At 75.7% G+C, this 19,181-nt stretch carries 19 protein-coding genes; 15 read left to right on the top strand and 4 right to left on the bottom strand.

Annotation, left to right across the window (positions count from 1 at the left end; all coding sequences use genetic code 11):
* Positions 1 to 123 precede the first annotated feature (123 nt).
* From AVL61_RS04270 to AVL61_RS04250, 5 genes are all read left to right on the top strand, one after another.
* Positions 124 to 891, top strand: a complete 768-nt coding sequence (locus AVL61_RS04270; RefSeq protein ID WP_058873083.1) for a methyltransferase domain-containing protein — start codon at positions 124 to 126, stop codon at positions 889 to 891.
* Positions 892 to 945: 54 nt separating this feature from the next.
* A complete protein-coding gene (locus AVL61_RS04265; protein ID WP_058873082.1) occupies positions 946 to 2,160 on the top strand; it encodes an NAD-dependent epimerase/dehydratase family protein in 1,215 nt (404 codons plus the stop codon).
* An 8-nt stretch (positions 2,161 to 2,168) separates the two neighbouring features.
* A complete protein-coding gene (locus AVL61_RS04260) occupies positions 2,169 to 3,326 on the top strand; it encodes a glycosyltransferase (protein ID WP_058873081.1) in 1,158 nt (385 codons plus the stop codon).
* 114 nt (positions 3,327 to 3,440) lie between these two features.
* Positions 3,441 to 4,844 (top strand): rhodanese-like domain-containing protein, encoded by a 1,404-nt coding sequence (locus AVL61_RS04255; RefSeq protein WP_058873080.1) that lies wholly within the window; start codon positions 3,441 to 3,443, stop codon positions 4,842 to 4,844.
* 401 nt (positions 4,845 to 5,245) lie between these two features.
* Positions 5,246 to 6,073: a hypothetical protein gene (locus AVL61_RS04250; protein WP_157571285.1), complete on the top strand. Its 828-nt coding sequence runs from the start codon at positions 5,246 to 5,248 to the stop codon at positions 6,071 to 6,073.
* A gap of 65 nt (positions 6,074 to 6,138) precedes the next feature.
* Here the strand turns inward: AVL61_RS04250 and AVL61_RS17760 are convergent, their stop codons facing one another.
* Positions 6,139 to 7,221: an FUSC family protein gene (locus tag AVL61_RS17760; RefSeq protein ID WP_058873078.1), complete on the bottom strand. Its 1,083-nt coding sequence runs from the start codon at positions 7,219 to 7,221 to the stop codon at positions 6,139 to 6,141.
* Positions 7,222 to 7,299: 78 nt separating this feature from the next.
* On the opposite strand from AVL61_RS17760, the gene AVL61_RS04240 reads away from it, so the two are divergent.
* The 3 genes from AVL61_RS04240 to AVL61_RS04230 all read left to right on the top strand — a co-directional run bounded on the left by AVL61_RS04240 (position 7,300) and on the right by AVL61_RS04230 (position 8,494).
* A complete protein-coding gene (locus AVL61_RS04240; RefSeq protein ID WP_058873077.1) occupies positions 7,300 to 7,710 on the top strand; it encodes a fluoride efflux transporter FluC in 411 nt (136 codons plus the stop codon).
* Entirely contained in the window at positions 7,707 to 8,078 is a 372-nt protein-coding gene (locus tag AVL61_RS04235; protein WP_058873076.1) for a fluoride efflux transporter FluC, read from the top strand. The genes AVL61_RS04240 and AVL61_RS04235 overlap by 4 nt, the downstream gene beginning before the upstream one ends.
* A gap of 158 nt (positions 8,079 to 8,236) precedes the next feature.
* Positions 8,237 to 8,494 (top strand): DUF6480 family protein, encoded by a 258-nt coding sequence (locus tag AVL61_RS04230; RefSeq protein WP_082696946.1) that lies wholly within the window; start codon positions 8,237 to 8,239, stop codon positions 8,492 to 8,494.
* 39 nt (positions 8,495 to 8,533) lie between these two features.
* On the opposite strand, the gene AVL61_RS04225 is transcribed toward AVL61_RS04230, so the two are convergent.
* On the bottom strand, positions 8,534 to 9,403 hold the full coding sequence (locus AVL61_RS04225; protein ID WP_058873075.1) for a VOC family protein: 870 nt from the start codon (positions 9,401 to 9,403) through the stop codon (positions 8,534 to 8,536).
* A 339-nt stretch (positions 9,404 to 9,742) separates the two neighbouring features.
* On the opposite strand from AVL61_RS04225, the gene AVL61_RS04220 reads away from it, so the two are divergent.
* The 3 genes from AVL61_RS04220 to AVL61_RS04210 all read left to right on the top strand — a co-directional run bounded on the left by AVL61_RS04220 (position 9,743) and on the right by AVL61_RS04210 (position 13,090).
* A complete protein-coding gene (locus AVL61_RS04220; protein WP_058873074.1) occupies positions 9,743 to 10,741 on the top strand; it encodes a zinc-dependent alcohol dehydrogenase family protein in 999 nt (332 codons plus the stop codon).
* 128 nt (positions 10,742 to 10,869) lie between these two features.
* The gene (locus AVL61_RS04215; RefSeq protein ID WP_157571284.1) at positions 10,870 to 11,385 is read left to right on the top strand and encodes a flavodoxin domain-containing protein; all 516 of its coding nucleotides are present in this window, start codon (positions 10,870 to 10,872) and stop codon (positions 11,383 to 11,385) included.
* 97 nt (positions 11,386 to 11,482) lie between these two features.
* Complete coding sequence (locus AVL61_RS04210; RefSeq protein ID WP_058873073.1) at positions 11,483 to 13,090, top strand: DUF4389 domain-containing protein; 1,608 nt, start codon at positions 11,483 to 11,485, stop codon at positions 13,088 to 13,090.
* 43 nt (positions 13,091 to 13,133) lie between these two features.
* On the opposite strand, the gene AVL61_RS04205 is transcribed toward AVL61_RS04210, so the two are convergent.
* Complete coding sequence (locus AVL61_RS04205) at positions 13,134 to 13,895, bottom strand: DUF6544 family protein (protein WP_157571283.1); 762 nt, start codon at positions 13,893 to 13,895, stop codon at positions 13,134 to 13,136.
* Positions 13,892 to 14,590 (bottom strand): hypothetical protein, encoded by a 699-nt coding sequence (locus AVL61_RS04200; protein ID WP_058873072.1) that lies wholly within the window; start codon positions 14,588 to 14,590, stop codon positions 13,892 to 13,894. Before AVL61_RS04200 ends, AVL61_RS04205 begins: the two co-directional genes overlap by 4 nt.
* Positions 14,591 to 14,702: 112 nt before the next feature.
* Between AVL61_RS04200 and AVL61_RS04195 the strand changes: the two genes are divergently transcribed.
* From AVL61_RS04195 to AVL61_RS04180, 4 genes are all read left to right on the top strand, one after another.
* On the top strand, positions 14,703 to 16,697 hold the full coding sequence (locus AVL61_RS04195; RefSeq protein WP_058873071.1) for a serine hydrolase domain-containing protein: 1,995 nt from the start codon (positions 14,703 to 14,705) through the stop codon (positions 16,695 to 16,697).
* Between the two features lie 129 nt (positions 16,698 to 16,826).
* Positions 16,827 to 17,075: a hypothetical protein gene (locus tag AVL61_RS04190; RefSeq protein ID WP_058873070.1), complete on the top strand. Its 249-nt coding sequence runs from the start codon at positions 16,827 to 16,829 to the stop codon at positions 17,073 to 17,075.
* 282 nt (positions 17,076 to 17,357) lie between these two features.
* Positions 17,358 to 18,593, top strand: a complete 1,236-nt coding sequence (locus AVL61_RS04185) for an FG-GAP repeat domain-containing protein (protein ID WP_058873069.1) — start codon at positions 17,358 to 17,360, stop codon at positions 18,591 to 18,593.
* Between the two features lie 172 nt (positions 18,594 to 18,765).
* A complete protein-coding gene (locus AVL61_RS04180) occupies positions 18,766 to 19,176 on the top strand; it encodes a hypothetical protein (protein ID WP_058873068.1) in 411 nt (136 codons plus the stop codon).
* Positions 19,177 to 19,181 lie beyond the last annotated feature (5 nt).

Raw genomic sequence — 19,181 nt, 5'->3', positions numbered from 1 at the left:
CCCTTCTCCCGTCTGCTCCTGCCCGGCGCCGGCAGAGATCCCCAGTCTAGTGACGGCACGGCACGCCGCTCCCGGCCCGCCGCGCTCCTTGGCGGATCGTGTCGTCCTGCGCAGAATGGGCAGATGCCCTCCGTCCTGCCGCGCGCCCGGCCCGACCTCTCCCGGCGGGACGCCGGGCTGCGCGAGCTCATGGACGACCCCGGCTGCGACCTCGCCGCGCTGGAGCGCACCTACGCGCGCTTCGACCTCGTCAACTCCCTGGTCGCCGGCTGGTCCGCCACCTACCGGCACCGGATCCGGCCCCTCGCCGCGACCGGCCGCCCGCTGAGCCTCCTGGACGTCGGCTGCGGCGGCGGGGACGTCGCGCGCGCCCTGGCCCGGTGGGCGCAGCGGGACGGGATCGACCTGCGCATCACCGGCATCGACCCGGACGCCCGCGCCCACCGCTGGGCGTCGGCACGGACCGCCCGCTGGGCGGTCCGGCACCCGCGGGCGGCGCCCCCGGCCTTCCGGCGGGTCACCAGCCGGGAGCTCGTCACGGCCGGCGAGACGTTCGACGTGGTGGTCTCCAACCACCTGCTCCACCACCTGGACCCCGGGCCCGTGCGGGAGCTCGTGGCGGACTCCGAGCGGCTGGCCGGCCGGCTCGTGGTGCACAACGACCTCGTGCGCAGCCCGGCGGCCTACCGGCTGTACGCGGTGGGCGTCCTGCCCCTGGCCGCGGGCTCGTTCCTGCGCACCGACGGGCTGCGCTCCCTGCGCCGCGCCTATCTGCCCCACGAGCTGCGGGAACTGGCCGGTCCGGCGTGGGCGGTCGGCCCCGGTTCGTTCGGGCACCAGCAGCTGGTCCAGGACCGTTCACTCCGGGTTCACACGCGTCCTCCACGCTGACACCGACACCGACACGACGGGCCCGGCACCGGCCGGGCCGGGAACGGAGCACCAGTGAAGATCCTGATCCTCGGCGGTGACGGCTTCTGCGGCTGGCCCGCCGCCCTGCACCTGTCCGCGCGCGGCCACGACGTGGTCGTGGTCGACAACCTCTCCCGGCGCGCCATCGACGTCCAGCTCGGGACGGAGTCGCTGACCCCCATCCGCGGCCTCGACGAGCGACTGGCGGCGTGGGCGGAGCGCACGGGCCGGCGGCTCGGCACCGCCGAGATCGACCTCGCCGAGGACTACGAGGCGTTCCTGGACCTCCTCGTCATCGAGCGCCCGGACGCCGTGGTGCACTTCGCGGAGCAGCGGGCGGCGCCGTTCTCCATGAAGAGCCCGCGCACCAAGCGCTACACCGTGGACAACAACGTCAACGCCACCCACAACGTGCTGTGCGCGATCGTGGAGTCCGGCCTGGACGTCCACCTCGTGCACCTGGGCACCATGGGCGTCTACGGGTACGGCACCGCCGGGATGCGGATCCCCGAGGGCTACCTGGACGTGGAGGTCCCCGGCCCGCGCGGCGGCGTCGCCCAGCAGATCCTCTACCCGTCACACCCCGGCTCGCTCTACCACATGACCAAGGTGCTGGATCAGACCATGTTCGCGTTCTACGCCAAGAACGACGGGCTGCGGATCACCGACCTGCACCAGGGCATCGTCTGGGGCACCGGCACCGCCGAGACGGCGCTCGACGAGCGGCTCGTCAACCGCTTCGACTACGACGGCGACTACGGCACGGTCCTCAACCGCTTCCTCGTCCAGGCGGCGGTCGGGCACCCGCTGACCGTGCACGGCACGGGCGGGCAGACCCGCGCGTTCATCCACCTCCAGGACACGGTCCGGTGCGTGGAGCTCGCCCTGCTGAACCCGCCGGAGGCCGGGGACCGGGTCAAGATCTTCAACCAGATGACGGAGACGCACCGGGTCCGCGACCTCGCCCGCCTCGTGGCCGGGCTCACCGGCGCGGAGGTGGAGACGGTCCCCAACCCCCGCCAGGAGTTCGCGGAGAACGACCTGCACGTCGAGAACGCCGCGTTCCTGGACCTCGGACTGCGACCCACCACCCTGTCGGAGGGCCTGCTCCGGGAGGTCGAGCAGACCGCCGTGCGCTGGGCCCACCGCGTGGACCTCTCCCGCATCCCGGCGACGTCCGTGTGGAACGCCCGCCGCCGCCCGGGCGTCCCGTCGCGGCCGGCCCACCCCGTGGCCGTGGGCGCCTGAGCCGGCGGATGCGGATCGCGCTGTACACGGACGTCTTCGTCCCGAACGTCGACGGGGTGGTGACGCGCCTGACGCGCACCCTCGACGAGCTCGGGGAGCTCGGCCACGAGGCGCTCGTGCTCACGCCGGGGAACCCGCCCGGGCACTGGGGCCCGCACCGGGTGCTCAGGGTCCCGTCCGTGGCGTTCCCCTGGTACCGGGACGTCCGGGGAGGCCTGCCGTCCCCGCGGGCCGAGCGCGCCGTGTCGGCGTTCCGCCCCGACGTGGTGCACGCCGTGAACCCGGTGTGGTTCGGCGCGTGGGGCGCCCTCTCGGCCCGGGCCCGGGACCTGCCGCTGCTCGCGTCCTTCCACACCGACGTGCCGCAGTACATGAGCGCGTTCAGGCACGGGCTCGGCGTCCTGCGCCGGCCCGTGGAGCGATGGATCCGCACGACCCACAACCTCGCCGGCATCACGCTGTGCACGTCGGACCCCATGGTGGAACGCGCGGAGGCCCTGGGCGTGCGCGGCACGGCGCTGTGGCCCAAGGGCGTCGACACGGAGCTGTTCCACCCCGCGAAGGCGTCCCCCGCGATGCGTGCCCGGCTCACCGACGGGCACCCCGGCGACCGCCTGGTGCTCTCCGTCGGGCGGCTGTCGCGGGAGAAGAACGTGGCGGCGCTGCTCGAACCGCTGCGGCGGCTGCCGGGCACCCGGCTCGCCGTGGTGGGCGACGGCCCGCACCGGGCGGAGCTCGAACGGCGCTTCGCGGGCGCCCCCGTGGTCTTCCCGGGGCGGCTCGCCGGGGAGGAGCTGGCGGCCGCCTACGCCTCGGCGGACGTGTTCGCGTTCCCGTCCACCACGGAGACCCTGGGGCTCGTGGCCCTGGAGTCCCTGGCCAGCGGGGTGCCGGTGGTGGGCGCCCGGGCCGGCGGGATCCCCTTCGCGGTGCAGGACGGGCGGACCGGACTGCTCGTGCCGCCCGGGGACACGGACGCGCTCACCGGCGGCCTGGCCCGGCTGCTCGACGACGCGGCCCTGCGCGCGCGGATGGGCGCGGCCGGCCGGGCCGACGCGGAGGGCCTCGGCTGGCGGGCCGCGACCGAGGCCCTCGTGGCGTCCTACCAGGAGGCGGTCGAGCGGCACCGCACCCGCCGGCAACGATCCCGGCGCCCCGCCCGCTAAATACCCCCGGGGGTACTTGCGCTATACCCCCAGGGGTATTATCGTTGTGCTCAGCACGACGCGGGAAGCCCCGACGGGGCACGCGTCACCAACCAGCGAACCAAGGAGAGCACCATGCTGATCGAGCGCATCTACGACGAGGACCTCGCCCAGGCCAGCTACTTCATCGGCTGCCAGGCCACCGGCCAGGCGCTGGTGGTCGATCCCCGCCGCGACATCGAGGTCTACCGGGACCTGGCCGTCAAGAACGGCATGGAGATCACCGCGGTCACCGAGACCCACATCCACGCCGACTACCTCTCCGGCACCCGCGAGCTGGCCGCCGCCACCGGGGCCACCATGCACGTCTCGGGTGAGGGCGGGGAGGACTGGCAGTACGAGTTCGAGGCGGAGCGTCTGCACGACGGTGACGAGATCCGCATCGGCAACATCGTGGTGGCCGCGGTGCACACCCCGGGCCACACCCCCGAGCACCTGTCCTTCCTGGTCACCGACGGCGCCTTCGCCGACGCCCCCGGGTACCTGCTCACCGGCGACTTCGTGTTCTCCGGCGACCTGGGCCGCCCGGACCTGCTCGACGAGGCCGCCGGCGGGGCGGACACCCGCTTCCTCGGCGCGCAGCAGATGTTCGCCAGCCTCCAGCAGAAGTTCCTGACCCTGCCCGACCACGTCCAGGTCTTCCCCGGCCACGGCGCGGGCTCGGCCTGCGGCAAGGCCCTGGGCGCGATCCCCTCCACCACGGTCGGCTACGAGCGCCTCTACGCCTGGTGGGGCCCCTACCTGGCCGCCGACGACGAGGCCGGCTTCGTCGCCGAGCTGCTCGAGGGCCAGCCCGACGCCCCGTTCTACTTCGGGCGGATGAAGCACCAGAACCGCCGGGGCCCGGCCGTCATGGGCGAGCGGGCCCCGCTGCCCGAGCTCGACACCGAGCAGGTCGCCCAGCGCCTGGCCGCCGACGAGGTGACCTTCGTGGACACCCGCTCCGCCGAGGAGGTGCACGCCGGGACCGTGACCGGGGCGCTGAACATCCCGGCCGGCACGTCCATCGCCACCTACGCCGCCTGGGCGGTGAACCCCGAGACCGACCCCCGCCCGCTGGTGCTGCTGGCCGAGGACCAGCAGGAGGCCGCCGACGAGTTCTGGGACCACCTGGTGCGGGTGGGCATCGACGCCGTGGCCGGCTACGTCACCACCGTGGAGGGGCTGCCGCGGTCCACCCCGGGTCTGGTGGCCCCGGAGGAGGTCGAGGCCTTCGACAAGGCGATGCTGCTGGACGTGCGCGCCGTGAGCGAGCACGCCGCCGGCTCGGTGCCCGGTTCCGTGCAGCTGCACGGCGGCCGGGTCCTGTGGAACCTGGACCGGCTCCCGGCCCAGGGCACGATCGTGACCTACTGCCAGAGCGGGCTGCGCTCCTCCGTCGTGGCCTCCACCCTGCGCCACGCCGGCTACGACGTCGTCGAGCTGGAAGGCTCCTACGCCGCCTGGGCCGCCGCCCAGGACTCCGTGGCCGCCCACTGACCCGCGCTCCGCTCCGGCGGAGGGCTCTCCGATCGCCGCGACCCCCGGGTGCCACGCACCCGGGGGTCGCGGCGTGCCCGCACCCGGTCCTGCGCGCGCGGGACAGGATCCCCGCCTCCACCGGCCTGCGGACCCCTCCGGGCGGACGGCCCGGAGGGCTCCGCCCCGACCCGTCGATTCACTATTGCCAACGAAGGCTACCGGCGCGTACTTTGACGGCACAGCAGTCCGTCGGACGCGCCCCGGATCTCCGCGAGCTCCGGGGCGCACGCCGCCCGACCAGCAGCACGACATTTCCTGTCACCCCGCGCGCGGACCGGTGACGCCGGGGGGAGGTCTGCCGCGCGCTGCCGGCCGCGGGGTGGCCCCGGGGCGAGGACCGAGCACAGGAGACACAGGACATGACTGCTGGAAAGACATGGGCGGCCACGGGCGCCGCGGCCGCGATGCTGGCCGGAGGCCTCTTCACGGGCACCCCGGCGGCCCTCGCCGCACCCGGGGATCCCGCCTGCCTGGAGGCCACGGCCCAGCTGGACGCGGCGCTGGCCGGGGCGGGCCTCACGCCCGACTCGCTCGCGGCCCTCGACTCCTCGGCCGAGTCCCTGGCCGCCGCCGAGGCCCAGTACGCCGCACTCGTCGGGGGTGCCGGCGGGCCGAGCCTGCAGGAGCTGGAGGCGGCCGGGGCCGCGCTGATGGCCGCCCAGGAGTCCGGTGACCCGGCGGCGATCGCCCAGGCCGAGGCGCGCCTCCTCGAGCTCGACCAGGAGCTCGCCGCCGCGCTCGGCACGCTCGACCCCGCTGTCGCCGAGCAGGCCCTCGCCGACGCCGCCGTGGCCTTCGAGGCTCTCCTGGCACAGCTGGCCCTCGACGAGGCCGCGGTCGGCCAGTTCCTCGTGCTCCTCGAGCAGGCCATCGTGGCCTGCGAGGCCCCCGCCGCACCCGTGGCCCCGGTGGCCCCCGCCCCGGTGGAGGTCGCGCCGGCGCCCGTCGCGCCTGTCGTGGAGGCTCCCGTCGTGGAGGCTCCCGTCGTCGAGGCCCCCGTGGCCGAGGCCCCCGTCGTGGAGGCCCCCGCCGGGACCGCGACCGCGGCCGTCAATCCGGGCCTCAACATGCAGACGGCCGCCGCGGAGCCGGAGCAGCGCCCCGGCCTCCTGGCCGGGCTGCTCGTGGCCGGGACCGCCCTGGGCGCGGCGGTCGCCCTGCGCCTGCGGCGGCGCAGCCGGGCCTGAGCCGCGCGCCGTTCCCGGGGCCCGCAGGCACCGGGAACGGCGCCGCCCCGCGGCCGGTGCGGGCCTCAGCCCCGCGTCACGGCGCTGCTGCCCGCCGTCGGGGCGGTCGGCGGGTCCAGGACCGCCACGAGCCGGGCGAGGTCCTGGGCCGCGGCCATGACCAGCCGGTCCTCCGCCCGCGAGGGGTCGGTGAGCTCGGCGTGGAGCCGGCCCACCAGGGAGCGGACCCGCTCGGCCGCCTCCTCGGGGTCCTCGCCGTCGGCCCACGCGCGCACCGCGTCGGCGGCGGACTGCACCGCCTCGGCGAGCCGGGCGCTCAGGGCGGCGGGCACCAGCCAGTCGTGCTGCTCGTGGTCGTAGAGCTCCCGCAGCGCGTCCGTGAAGCCCCGGAGGTGGAAGATCACGTTCTCGAGCTTCAGCAGGGAGTCGTAGCCGGGGTCCGCCGAGGCCCCGGCGCGGCGCCGGCGGCGGCGGAGCACCATCCGGGGGTTGCCGCGGGCGCTGCGCGCCGACTCGTCGACCGCCTCGCGCACCTCGCCCGTGATGCGCACGAGCGCGTGGTTGCGCTGGCGCCAATCCCGTCCCCCGGTGGTCCCGGGCTCCGCGAGCTCCCCGGCGACGTCCTCGAGGTAGTCGACCGCGACGTTCTGCAGCCGGTCGAGCTGCAGCCGGGCGGTGCGGAAGTCCAGGGGCGGGATGACCGTCACGTTGACGAGCAGGCCGATCGCGACGCCCACGGACATCTGCACGAGGAAGCCCGCCGAGAAGCCCTCCGCGTCCTGGCCCCCGACGATGAGCACGAACAGGGCTCCGACCGGGACGTACTCCGCTCCGGCCCCGAGCTGACGGATGCCCGCCAGGAGCACGCCCAGGCCGACCGCCACCGACACGGTCACGAGATTGGGATCCCCGATCAGCAGGACTCCCGCGGCCAGCATGATGCCCAGGGCGATGCCGGCGACCGTCTGCAGGCCCGCGCGCACCGAGCCCAGCACGGTCGGGTACATCGCGGAGATCGCGCCCAGCGGGGCATAGTACGGGTAGTCGTCGATCACTCCGGGCATCCGCTGGGCCACGACCCAGGACAGGGCCACGGCCAGCGAGGTCTTGAGGGCCAGGAGGATCCGGGCACCGCGTATCGTCTGCACCCCGACATCCTACGGACCCGCCGGTAGGATCGAGCCGCCGACCGCTCCCCCGCCGGAGCCCGCCCCCGAGGAGCCCCCATGAGCCGACCGCCGCACCGGCGCCTGCTGCTGGTCCTCGCCGTGGGAGCCGGCGGCGCGCTGGGCACCGGAGCCCGCCACGGCCTCGCCGCGCTGCTGCCGGCGGTGGCCGGCTGGCCGCTGGCCACCCTGGCCGCGAACCTGCTCGGGGCCTTCCTGCTGGGCATGCTCCTGGAGTCCCTCCTGCGGCGCGGCGAGGAGACGCCCCGCGGGATGCTGCTGCGTCTCGGCGTGGGCACCGGGGCGCTCGGCGGGTTCACGACGTTCTCCTCGCTCGCGCTGGAGGCGGAGCGGATGCTGGCCGGCGGCGCCGCGGGGCAGGCCCTGGCCTACGTGGGGATCTCCCTGGGGTGCGGTTTCCTGGCGTGCCTCGCCGGCACCGTCCTCGCGGCCCGGGGGCGGCGCGCGTGACCGCCCTGCTGATCTGCCTCCTCGGCGGGCTGGGGGCGATGGCCCGGTTCGCGGTGGACGGGGCCGTGCGGCAGCGGTGGGCCACGGCCTTCCCCGCCGGCACCGTGGTCGTCAACGTGAGCGGCTCCTTCCTGGCCGGGCTCCTCTCCGGCGCCGCGCTGGCCGGGACGCTGGGCGGGCCCGCCGCCGCGGCCGCCGTGGTCGGCTTCTGCGGCGGGTACACCACCTTCTCCACCGCGATGGCCGACACCGTGCGGCTGGCCCGGGACGGCAGCCCGCTCCGCGCCCTGCTCAACGCCGCGGGCACCGGCGCGCTGACCGTGCTCGCCGTGCTCGCGGGGCTGGCCGCGGCCGCACCGCTGTCCTGACCGGCGGCCGGGGCGGCGGAGGGCGCGGGGCCCCGGCGCACGCTCCGTGCCGGAGGACCGGGACCGGTCCCCGAGCGGGCGACCCATTTCACCAGCAGGCTTGCTATTCTGCTGGGAACACCCGTTCCAGCACGTCCGACCGAAGGAAGCAGGACCCCGTGGCCGACATCAATCCCGAGCAGGCGCGCAACGACCCGGAGAAGGCCCGGGAGGCCTTGAACGAGGAGTCCGGGCGCAGCATCGACGGCGACACCCCGCCCGACGCCGGCGTGGGGGTGGGGCCCGACAACCCCGACCTCGACGTCGAGCACCGCGGGGACTCCGCGAAGGGCAAGATCGCGCTGGCGGTCATCCTCGGCCTCGTGGCGCTGTTCGCGGTGCTGTGGTTCGTCGGCGCCGTGGTGGGCATGTTCTGAGGCACCCGTCCTGAGGCGCCGGGCGGCCGGCGGCCGCGCTCACGGCCGGCCGTCGTCCTCGCCGGTGTTCCCTCCGGTGTCCTCTTCGTCCTCCTCGTCGTCCTCCTCCTCGGTCCAGTCCTCCGAGGACGGGCCCATCATGGCGAAGCGCTCGCCGTCCGGGCCGGCGGCGAACACCAGCTCCCCGTAGCCGAACTCCTCCGGCTCCTGGACCAGCGCGCCCCCGGCGGCGACGACCCGCTCGGCCGCGGTGTCGGCGTCGTCGACCTCGAAGCAGACCCACCACAGCGGGGGCGCCTGCTGCAGGTGGTCGACGTCCTCGGCGGGCACGCCGATCCCGCCGGCCGTGCGGTCCATGCCCGGGACCGTGAACACCGCGTACGCCTCGTGCCGCGTGCCGATGTCCTGGTACGTGTAGCCGAACACCTCGGCGTAGAACCGCTCGGCGGCCGCCTGGTCGGAGGTCAGGAGGTCGCACCAGGCCACGGTCCCGTGCTTGCCGACGATGCTGAAGCCGGTGTGCTCCTGCGGCTGCCACACCCCGAAGGCCGCCCCGGTGGGGTCGATCCACACGCCCATGGTGCCGAAGCGGCCCACGGCCATCGGCTCGAACAGCTGACGGGCGCCGGCCGCCACCGCGGCCCGGCCCGTGGCCGCGATGTCGTCGGACGCGAGGTAGACGGCCCACGCGTGCGGGTCGTCCTCCATGTCCGGCAGCGCCGGCGACAACCCCGCCACCGGCTCGCCGTCCACCAGGGCGTTGCAGTAGCCGCCGTACGCCGGATCGGAGGGCGTGAACCGCCACCCGAGCACGGAGGCGTAGAAGTCCATGGAACGGTCCAGGTCCGAGACCATGATGTCCGCCCAGCACGGGGCTCCCGCGGGCCAGTGGTCGATGCGCTCGGTCATGCCTGAGTCCTCTCGTCGCGCGCCGGGACGGCTGTGCCCGGGGGCCGGCGACGCGGCCCGCCCCCGGGCGGTCCTTCGTCCCCCATGGTCGTCCCCCGCGCCCCGGTTGGGAACACCTCCCGCTGACATCCGGGCCCGCCCGTGCCGGGGCGTTCCCCCGCGGGGCGGACCCGCCTGCGCTGGGCCGTCCCGGGCAGGGGACCGGGGGGACGGGAACGGCGGACGGGGCATTAACATTCGTCGTTTCCGGCTGGAGCCCGTGTTCCGTTCCTAGACTCGGAGCAGGACAGGGGTCACGGCCGCGGCCGGAGCCCTCCCCGGGGGATCGACGAGGACAGCATGCGTGCGTGGTGGATCGATGAGCCCGGTCCCGCCGCCGGCGGGCCGATGCGGTTCGGGCAGTGCCCCGACCCCGTGCCGGGAGCCGGGGAGCTGCTCGTGCGGGTGCGGGCCTGCGGGGTGTGCCGCACCGACCTGCACCTCGTGGAGGGCGATCTCCCTCTGCACCGGGCGGGCGTGATCCCGGGCCACGAGATCGTCGGCGAGGTGGTGCGCGCGGGCCCCGGGTGCGGCCGGTTCCGGAAGGGTGAGCGCGTGGGCGTCGCGTGGCTGCGGCACACCTGCGGCCGCTGCCGGTTCTGCCGCCGCGGGCGGGAGAACCTCTGCACGGCCCCGCGCTTCACCGGGTGGGACCAGGACGGCGGCTACGCGGAGCTCACCCTGGCCCCCGAGGCCTTCGCCTACCGCCTGCCCGAGGAGTTCGACGACGAGCACGCGGCCCCGCTGCTGTGCGCCGGGATCATCGGCTACCGGGCGCTGCGGCGGGCCCAGCTGCCGCCCGGGGGCCGGCTGGGCATCTACGGCTTCGGGGCCTCCGCCCACCTCGCCGCCCAGGTGGCCCTGCACCAGGGCGCGGAGGTCCACGTCATGACCCGCTCGGCGGAGGCGCGCGCGCTGGCCCGCGAGCTGGGCGCCGCCTTCGTGGGCGAGGCCGACGAGCCTCCCCCGGTGCCGCTGGACGCGGCAATCCTCTTTGCCCCCGTGGGCACGCTCGTGCCCCCGGCGCTGCGCGCTCTGGACCGGGGCGGCACCCTCGCCGTCGCCGGGATCCACCTCAGCGACGTCCCGGCCCTCGACTACGCCGCGGAGCTCTTCCAGGAGCGGCAGCTGCGCAGCGTGACCGCCAACACCCGGCAGGACGGCGAGGAGTTCCTGCAGCTGGCCGCCCGGCTGCGGCTGCGCCCCACCACCGTGCCCTATCCCCTGCGCGCGGCGGACCGGGCCCTCGCGGACCTGGCCGCGGACCGCATCACGGGAGCAGCCGTCCTGCGCGTGTGAGCCGCGGCCCCGCGGACGGCCCGCACCGCCGGGCCGGCCGCACGGAAGGGAACGCCGGGGACAGCACCGCAGCAGGCAGAACGCGTCGACCGGAGCACAGCGACCGGAGCACAGAGAGGAGACCCGCCGTGACCGTCCTGGTGGTCTACGAGTCCATGTACGGCAACACCCACCGGATCGCCGAGGCGATCGTCCGGGGGCTCACGGAGGCGGGGGTCCCCGCGGAGGTGCGCTCGACCACCGAGGCCCAGCGGCGCCCACCGGGTGCCGGTGACGTGCTGGTGGTCGGCGCCCCCACCCACGGCCACGGGCTGAGCCGGGAGAACTCCCGCGAGCAGGCCGTGCGGGACGCCTCCCGCCACCACCTGGACGTGGACGGCTCGGCCGCCGGTCCCGGGGTCCGCGAGTGGCTGGCCGCCCTCGACGCAGGGACCGGCCGGGCGGCCGCCTTCGACACCCGGGTCAAGGGCCCGGCGATGCTCACCGGCCGCGCCTCGCAGAAGATCGTCCGCGCCCTCCAGGAGCACGGCTACGAACTGGTCGCGGAGCCCGAGAGCTTCCTCGTGACCATGGGCAACGAGCTGGTCCCCGGGGAGGAGGAGCGCGCGCTCGCCTGGGGCCGCGGCCTCGCCGACACACTCTGACCACCCGGACGCCCCGCACCGGGACCGGCCCCCGTCCGGCTCCGCCACTCCGACTCCGCCCTTCCGACCCCACCCGGCCGATCCCGCAGGAGCTCCCATGCACGAGCACCCCGAAACCCGCCCGCCCCGCCCGACCGCCCGACACGGCACCCCGCGCCGCACCAGGCCCGGGCAGTGGGTGCTGCTGGTCCTGGGCGCCGTCCTGACCGCCCTGGCCCTGGCGGCGCTCGTCAGCGGCCTCGTCCTCGCCGGCGCCGCCGCGGCCCAGCAGGACGGGCGCTTCCTCACGACGTCCCCGGACCGGCACCAGACCATCACCTACGCCCTGGTCGGACCGCCCGCCGTGCTCGACGTCGGCGACGCGCAGGTCTCGCCCGTGCCCTTCCTCGACCAGCTCGGCCGGGTGCAGGTGCGCGTGACGGCGGCGGACCCGCAGCAGGAGATCTTCGTGGGCGTGGCCGGGACCGACGACGTCGACCGGTACCTGGACGGCGTCGCCCACGCCGAGCTCGGCAGCGCCACGGAGTCCGGGGACGACGCCCCGTCCCGTGTGCCCGGCGAACGGGTGCCCGACCGGCCCGGGAACCAGACCTTCTGGGCGGACTCGGACCAGGGCACCGGCACCCGGGAGCTGACCCTGGACCTGCGCTCGGGCAGCTGGACGCTCGTGGTGATGAACGCGGACGCCACCCGGCCGGTCTGGGCGGACCTGCAGCTCGGGGCGCGCTCCGACCTCCTGGGACCCCTGGCCGGCGGCCAGCTGGTGGGCGGCCTGGCCGGCGTGGTCGTGGGCATCCCGCTGCTGCTGCTCGGCGCCGCCGGACTGGGCCGGGACATCGATCCGCGCACGCCGCCGCGCGGCACGGGCCCGGGCGCGGCGCTCGCCGGGGCCCCGGACCGGAGCGGGGCCCCGCGGCCGGTCTCCCCCGTGCGCCTGAGCGGGTTCCTCGACGCGGGACTGTCCCGGTGGCTGTGGCTGGTGAAGTGGCTGCTGGTGGTCCCGCACCTGATCGTGCTGGCGGTGCTGTGGTTCGCGCTCGTGGTCACCACGGTGGCCGCCGGCGTCGCCGTGCTGTTCACGGGCCGGTACCCGCCCTCGTGGTTCTCCTTCAGCGTGGGGGTCCTGCGGTGGAGCTGGCGGGTGGGGTTCTACTCCTACTCGGCCCTGGGCACCGACCGGTACCCGCCCTTCAGCCTGGCCCGCGCGGACTACCCGGCGGAGCTGGAGATCGCGCCCCCGGAGCGGCTCTCCCGCGGCCTGGTGCTCGTGAAGTGGTGGCTCCTGGCGATCCCGCACCTGCTGATCCTCGGGGTGCTCACCGGCGGCGGGAGCACGTGGAGCACCAGCCGCAGCGGCGACGACGGCACGACGACCACCAGCTGGGGGCCGTCCCTGCTCGGGCTGCTCGTGCTCGTGGCCGCCGTGCTCCTGCTCTTCACGGGCCGCTACCGTCCCGAGCTCTTCGCCCTGGTCATGGGCATCAACCGCTGGGTCAACCGGGTCCTCGCCTACGTGCTGCTCCTGCGCGACGAGTACCCGCCGTTCCGGCTCGACCAGGGTCCCGTGGAGCCCCCGCCCCACCCGGCGGCGCCCTGGTCCGCCGGGGCACACGACCGGACGCCGGACCGGCAGCAGGACCGGCCGCACGACCGGTCGCGGGACCTGCCCGGCGAGGGCCCGGAGCGCCAGGACCCGGCCCGCTGAGCCGGCGCCCTCCCGGGACGGCCGGCCGGACAGAAGTGGGAGCTCAGCGGAAGCGGACGTCCTCGAGCCTCGCCCGGAAGAACTCGCCCGCGGCCTGCCGGTCCGTCCCCCACGCCCAGCCGGCGCGCAGGACCGTGGGCACGCGCACGCCCCCGACGTCGGCCTCCTCGGACAGCGCGACCCCGAAGGGGTGACGGCCGAACCCGGTGCCGTCGGGATCTCCCCACCGCTGCATGCTCAGCTCCCGGAGCCGGCCCTCCGGGTCGACCCGGAGCAGGGCGTCCTCGCGCACCCCGTCGAGGACCCAGGACATCACGGCGGTGTCCGGGTCCGGGCCCGCGGACCACTCGGCACCCAGGCAGGCCGGGGGAACCGTGATGCTCTCCCCGGCGAGCCGGCCGGCGGCGCTGCGGGTGATGTCCGGGCCGGCGGCCGACATCACGGGCACGAGACCCAGCAGCCGCCACCGCAGCTCGCCCCCGCCGGGGCCGTACCGGTCGTAGCCCGCGACCGGCAGGCCGAGGACCCGGGTGCGGGCGGCCCACACGAAGCCGGTCCCGGGGACGAGGACCTGCCGGGCGGAGAACGCCCGCCAGGAGCCGCCGAGCCGGATCTCGCCGCGCATCGACAGCTCCGCCACGGACCACGCCGGGGTGCCGGGCGGCACGGCCCGCTCCAGCCAGCGGCGTGCGGGCTCGGGCAGGGCGGCCACCGCCGCGGCGTCCACCGCGGGCGGTGGCTGCGATCCCGGGCGCTCCAGGGCCGCCCAGTGCCGGCGCGCGCCGCGCGGCAGCCGCCCGGTCACGGCCGGTCCCGGAGCATCACGACCGCCGCCGGCAGGTACCACAGGACGGGCACCAGGCGCAGGGCCGTGGTGAGCCCGCCGAGCGGGGAGAGCGGCCCCGCGGTGGGCACGAGGGAGAAGACGGAGAGGAGGGCCGCGGCGGCCGCCCCGGCGGCGATCCCGCCGAGCCACCGCGGGTACGCGCCGCGGGCGAGGGAGAGCGCGGCGACGGCGGCGAACGAGACGGCGAGGGGCAGGTTGGCCAGGGCGAGGAGGACCACGCACAGGTCCATCACCGCGGCCGCCGTCCCCGCGTCCATCGACGCCGCCGCCGGCATGGTCAGCACGAGCTGCACCCCCTGGCCGGCGATGTTCAGGGCCGCGGCCAGGAGCCCGGCGCCGAAGGCCACGGCGGAGACCGTGCCGGGCGGGCCCTCCGCCCGGAGCAGGCGGGCGCGCACCCAGCCGAGGAAGCAGACCAGTGCCCCCTGGCCGAGGACGAAGAGCATGCTCTGCGCCAGCAGGGGGCCACGGTTGCGCCCCAGGAACGGCCCGACAGCGGGGTCCCCGGCGGCCGGCCAGGGGCCGGAGAGCGCGGTCTCCATGAGCCCTCCGGCGATGCCGAGGAGCACGGAGAGCAGTCCGGCGGCCGCTCCGGCGACCGGCCACAGGACGGGGACGGGAGCGGGCTGCGACAGGGTCCGGGACCGGGTCATGCCCCCAGGCTAGACCGGCGGCCCGGCGCCGGTCCCGTTCCGGGCCGGGCGGACGCCCGGATTCCCCGGTCACACTCGGACACGGGACCCGGTGGAGGAGCAGGATGGGCTCATGCGCGCGCACCGGTTCCCGGCACCGCCGCCGTTCCCCGCGGCGCCCCCGCGGGCGCAGGGGGCGCTGCTCGCTCTGCTCCTCGTGGCGCTGCTGCTGCTCGCGCACCCGGTGGCGCCCTCCGCCGCCGCGCCGGAGCGCGGAGGCCAGGAGGAGCAGGGCGTGCGGGAGCTGACCGCCGAGGACGTCGGCCCGTGGCTCGACGGCCTGGTCCCGGCTCTCCTGGACGCCGAGCGGCTCCCGGGGGCGACGGTGGCGGTCGTCTCCGGCGGCGAGATCGTGGCGCTGCGCGGGTTCGGCGCGGCGGACCGTCCCCGGCCCGTGCCGGGCGCCACCCCGGTGGACCCCGGGCACCACCTGTTCCGGATCGGGTCGCTGACCAAGCTCTTCACCGCCACGGCCGTGCTGCAGCAGGTGGAGCGCGGTGCCCTGGACCTGGACGCCGACGTCCGCGAGCACCTCGACTTCCCGCTCGAGCTCCCCCGGGGGACGGTGACGCTGCGGCACCTGCTCAGCCACACCGCCGGCTTCGAGGAGCGCGTGGACCACCTCATCACCCCGGACCCCGGGAAGGTCCGTGACCTGCACACCGAGCTGGCCGAGGACCCGCCGGCGCAGATCTTCGCGCCGGGCACCACCCCGGCGTACTCCAACTACGGCCTGGCCCTGGCCGGCTACGTCGTCCAGCAAGTCACCGGCGTCCCCTTCGAGGAGTACGTGCGCCGGGAGGTCCTCGAGCCGCTGGGCATGACCTCCAGCACCGCCGAGCAGCCGCTGCCGGCGGCGCTCGCCGGCCGGCTGGCCGGCGGCTTCCCCGCCCCGGAGACTGCGGCCGCGCCCTTCGAGCACATCTCCGTGCCGCCCGCGGGGTCCGTGAGCAGCACCGCGCGGGACATGGCCGCGTTCCTGAACCTGCACCTCGGCCACGGCCCCGACGCCGTCCTCGGCCCGGAGGCGATGGCGGCCATGCACGCCCCGGCGCTGCCGCCCGCGTCCCTCGGCGGGCTCGGTGCCGCCGAGCAGATGACCCTGGGCTTCCGCGGCCACGAGGTGCGGGGGCAGCGGGTGCTCTCCCACGGCGGCGACACGAACCTGTTCCACAGCGAGCTGGCCCTGTTCCCCGACGCGGACACGGGCCTGTTCGTCTCCGTCAACGGCAACGGGGTGCGCGCGCTCAGCACCGCGGTGCTGCGGCAGCAGCTGGTCGAGCAGTTCGCCCGCCGCTACGTCGCCCCGCCCTCCCGGGAGGAGCCCGCGTCCCCGCCCGGCACCGAGGAGCGGACCGCCGCCGTGGCCGGCCACTACCGCAGCGAACGGCGGGCGGAGTCCAGCGCCGCGGCGCTGGTGGGGGCGCTGGGGATCACCACGGTGCGCGCCGGCCCGGACGGGACGATCCGCGTCGGGTCCCTGGCCGCTCCCACCGCCACGATGCGCGAGGTGGAGCCGTGGCTGTGGCGGGAGCCCGGGGGCACGGCCACCCTCGCGGCGCGGACCGGCGACGACGGCACCGTCCGGGACGTCGCGCTGGTCGCCTACCGCACCGACGGCAGGGTGAGCGCCTGGCACGGCCTGTTCGTGCCCCACCTGCTGCTGCTCGCGGCGCTGCTGGTCCTCGTCCTGGCCCTGGTCGCTTGGCCGGTGAACCGGCTGCGGCGGCGCCGGCGGTGGGGTCCACCGGGGACCGGCGCCCGGGCCCGGCGGGTGCGACGGCTGGCCTTCGCGGCCCCGGCGGCCGTGCTCGCGGGGCTGGTCCTCTTCGCCGCGAGCGTCCAGCCGGACCTGTCCCTGCTGCGGCCCCTCACCCGCCTGGGGCAGGCGCTCCTGCTGCTCGGCGTCCTGGGCGTGGTGCCCGCCGCCCTGCACCTGGCGGGCGCGATCCGGCACCGCCGCGGGGTGGTCGCCGTGGCCGGGGCCGCGCTGCTGGTCCTGGCCCTCGCCTGGGTCGCCGGCTACACGGTGGCCTTCCGCGTCCTGTGGCCCGACATCAGCGTCTGAGCGGCGCCGGGCACCGGCGCGGGAGGCGGGCGTTGACTGCCGGCGGCGCCCGCACCAGCATGAGAGCCACGGGCCGCCCACGGAGCGGCCGCCGGGACCACCGGGTCCCCGAGCACCGGGAGGACGACCATGACGCGCACCGGAACGAGAAGGCGCACCGGCCGGAAGAGCATCCAGTGGAAGGACCTCACGCCGGGGCAGCAGACCTTGCTGCTGACGCTGGCGTCCGTGCAGGTCTCGCTGGCGGCCACTGCCTGGGCGGACCTCGCGCTGCGTCCCGCCGAGGAGGTCAGCGGCGGCAAGGGGAAGTGGGCGGCGATCATCGCGATCAACTTCGTGGGCCCGGTCCTGTACTTCCGGCGCGGCATCCGCCGCTGAAGGCCCCCCGGGGGTCCGGGCCAGGCCCAGGTCCCCGGGCGGGCTCCGGGATAACGATTCGGCACGGAGCGGAGAACACTTAGCGATGGCATACGCGCGGATCTAGACTGGTCCCACCAGCAGTTCCGTCCGCTCGGCGGAAAGCAGTCACCGGTGGACCACGGTCCCGGGACCCCGGCCGAGCCCACGGCCAGACGCCGGTCGGTGGAGGTCGACCGGCTCCCACCCGAGGTCCGGCGACCCGGACCGCGTTCTCCGCTTCCGGAACCTGGAGGTTCCACCATGAAACGCTCACCGATGGCCCGTCTGCTCACCGGGGTCTCCGCGACGGCACTGACCGCCACCGGCATCGCCCTCGCCGGACCGGCCCACGCCGTGTCCACCCAGGGATTCCTCTCCTACGTCGACGGCTGGCGGGTCGACCAGCACGTGCGCGAGCTCGCCGACGTCAACGGGGACGGACGCGCCGATGTGGTGGCCTTCGGCGACCCCGGCGTTTTCGTCGCCCACGGCCGGGCCGACGGCACCTTCGCCGCGCCGGTGCTGAGGGTCCGCGACTTCGGCACCGCGCAGGGCTGGCGCACCGACCGGCACCCGCGGCAGGTCGCCGACGTCGACGGCGACGGCCGCGCCGATCTCGTCGGCTTCGGCGACGCCGGGGTGCTCGTCGCCTACGCGCAGCCGGACGGCAGCTTCACGGCGCCGGCGCTGAAGGTCCGGGAGTTCGGCTGGAACCAGGGCTGGCGGGTCGACCAGCACGTCCGCGAGCTGGCCGACCTCGTCGGGGACGGCGCGGCGGACGTCGTCGGCTTCGGGTACTCCGGCGTGACGATCTCGCACGGCCGGTCGGACCGCACCTTCTCCGGCACCGGCAAGCGGATCGACAGCTACGGCTGGGACCGTGGCTGGCGGGTCGACCGGCACCCGCGGATGCTCACCGACATGGACGAGAACGGAACGGCCGACATCGTCGGCCTCGGGGACGCCGGCACGTACGTCTCCTACTTCTCGGCGCTGGGCGACACGTTCACCCAGCCCGCCCTGGAGGTCCGCGACTTCGGATACGCCCAGGGCTGGCGGGTCGGCCAGCACCCCCGGGACGTCGGCAACGTCAGCGGGCACCTCGCCCCGGACGTCGTCGGGTTCGGCCACCGCGGCGTCCTCGCCGCCTACTCCCGGCCCTACGCCCCGGGCGAGCCGAAGTACCTCCCGGTCACCCTCGAGCTCGCCGACTTCGGCATCGCGCAGGGCTGGCGCACCGACCAGCACCCCCGGGACCTCGCGGACATCAACGGCGACGGGATCCTGGACGTGGTCGGATTCGGCAACGCGGGTGTGCACGTGGCCTACGGGGACGACAACGCCTTCTTCGGGCCCGAGCTGACGTCCACCGCCTTCGGCTGGTCGGCCGGCTGGGACCCGGCGCGGTTCCCGCGCCTGCTCGGGGACGTGAACGGCGACGGCCGCGACGACGTCGTCGGCTTCGGCTACTCGGCCACCTCCGTGGAGCTGTCCTGACGCTCCCGGCGGAGTCCGCCGGTCCGGTTCCGGCCCGGCCCTGGGCGCCGGGGACGGCGGGGACGGCGGTCGCCACCGTGTCGCCGGGCGGCTCCGGCGGCTAGGGTGGGTGGTCCCAGATCGATGCACTCAGACCGGAGCACGTCCCACCCGAACCCCGAGGAGCACGCTGATGACCCGACGCACCCTGACCCTCGCCGCGGCCGGCCTGGCCGGGTCGCTGCTGCTGACCGCCTGCCAGGACGAGACCCAGCTGACCCAGCTGGACCAGTCCGGAGTCCCCACCGAGGAGCTGGTCGGGGAGGAGATCACCCTGACCAACGAGGTGGAGGAGATCTTCGGCGAGGAGTTCCTGACCATGGGCGACGAGCAGACGATCGTGTTCGTGACGGAGATGCCCGCCGACCTGCGCCCCGGCGACTCGGTCGAGGCCACCGGCACCGTCGAGGCGGGGGACGTGTTCAGCGAGCCGGAGGACCGCGACCGGTTGATGCTGATGACGGACGAGGGCACCGCCAACTACCTCGTCAACCGTGATTCCGAGCCCTATCTCACCGAGGCCACCGTCACCGTCGTCGAGTAGGCTCC

The organism is Kocuria rosea subsp. polaris, from assembly GCF_001483755.1.
GTDB lineage: Bacteria > Actinomycetota > Actinomycetes > Actinomycetales > Micrococcaceae > Kocuria > Kocuria cellulosilytica.
Note: the sequence above shows the minus strand (reverse complement) of the source record. Positions and strands in the feature narration are given on the sequence as shown.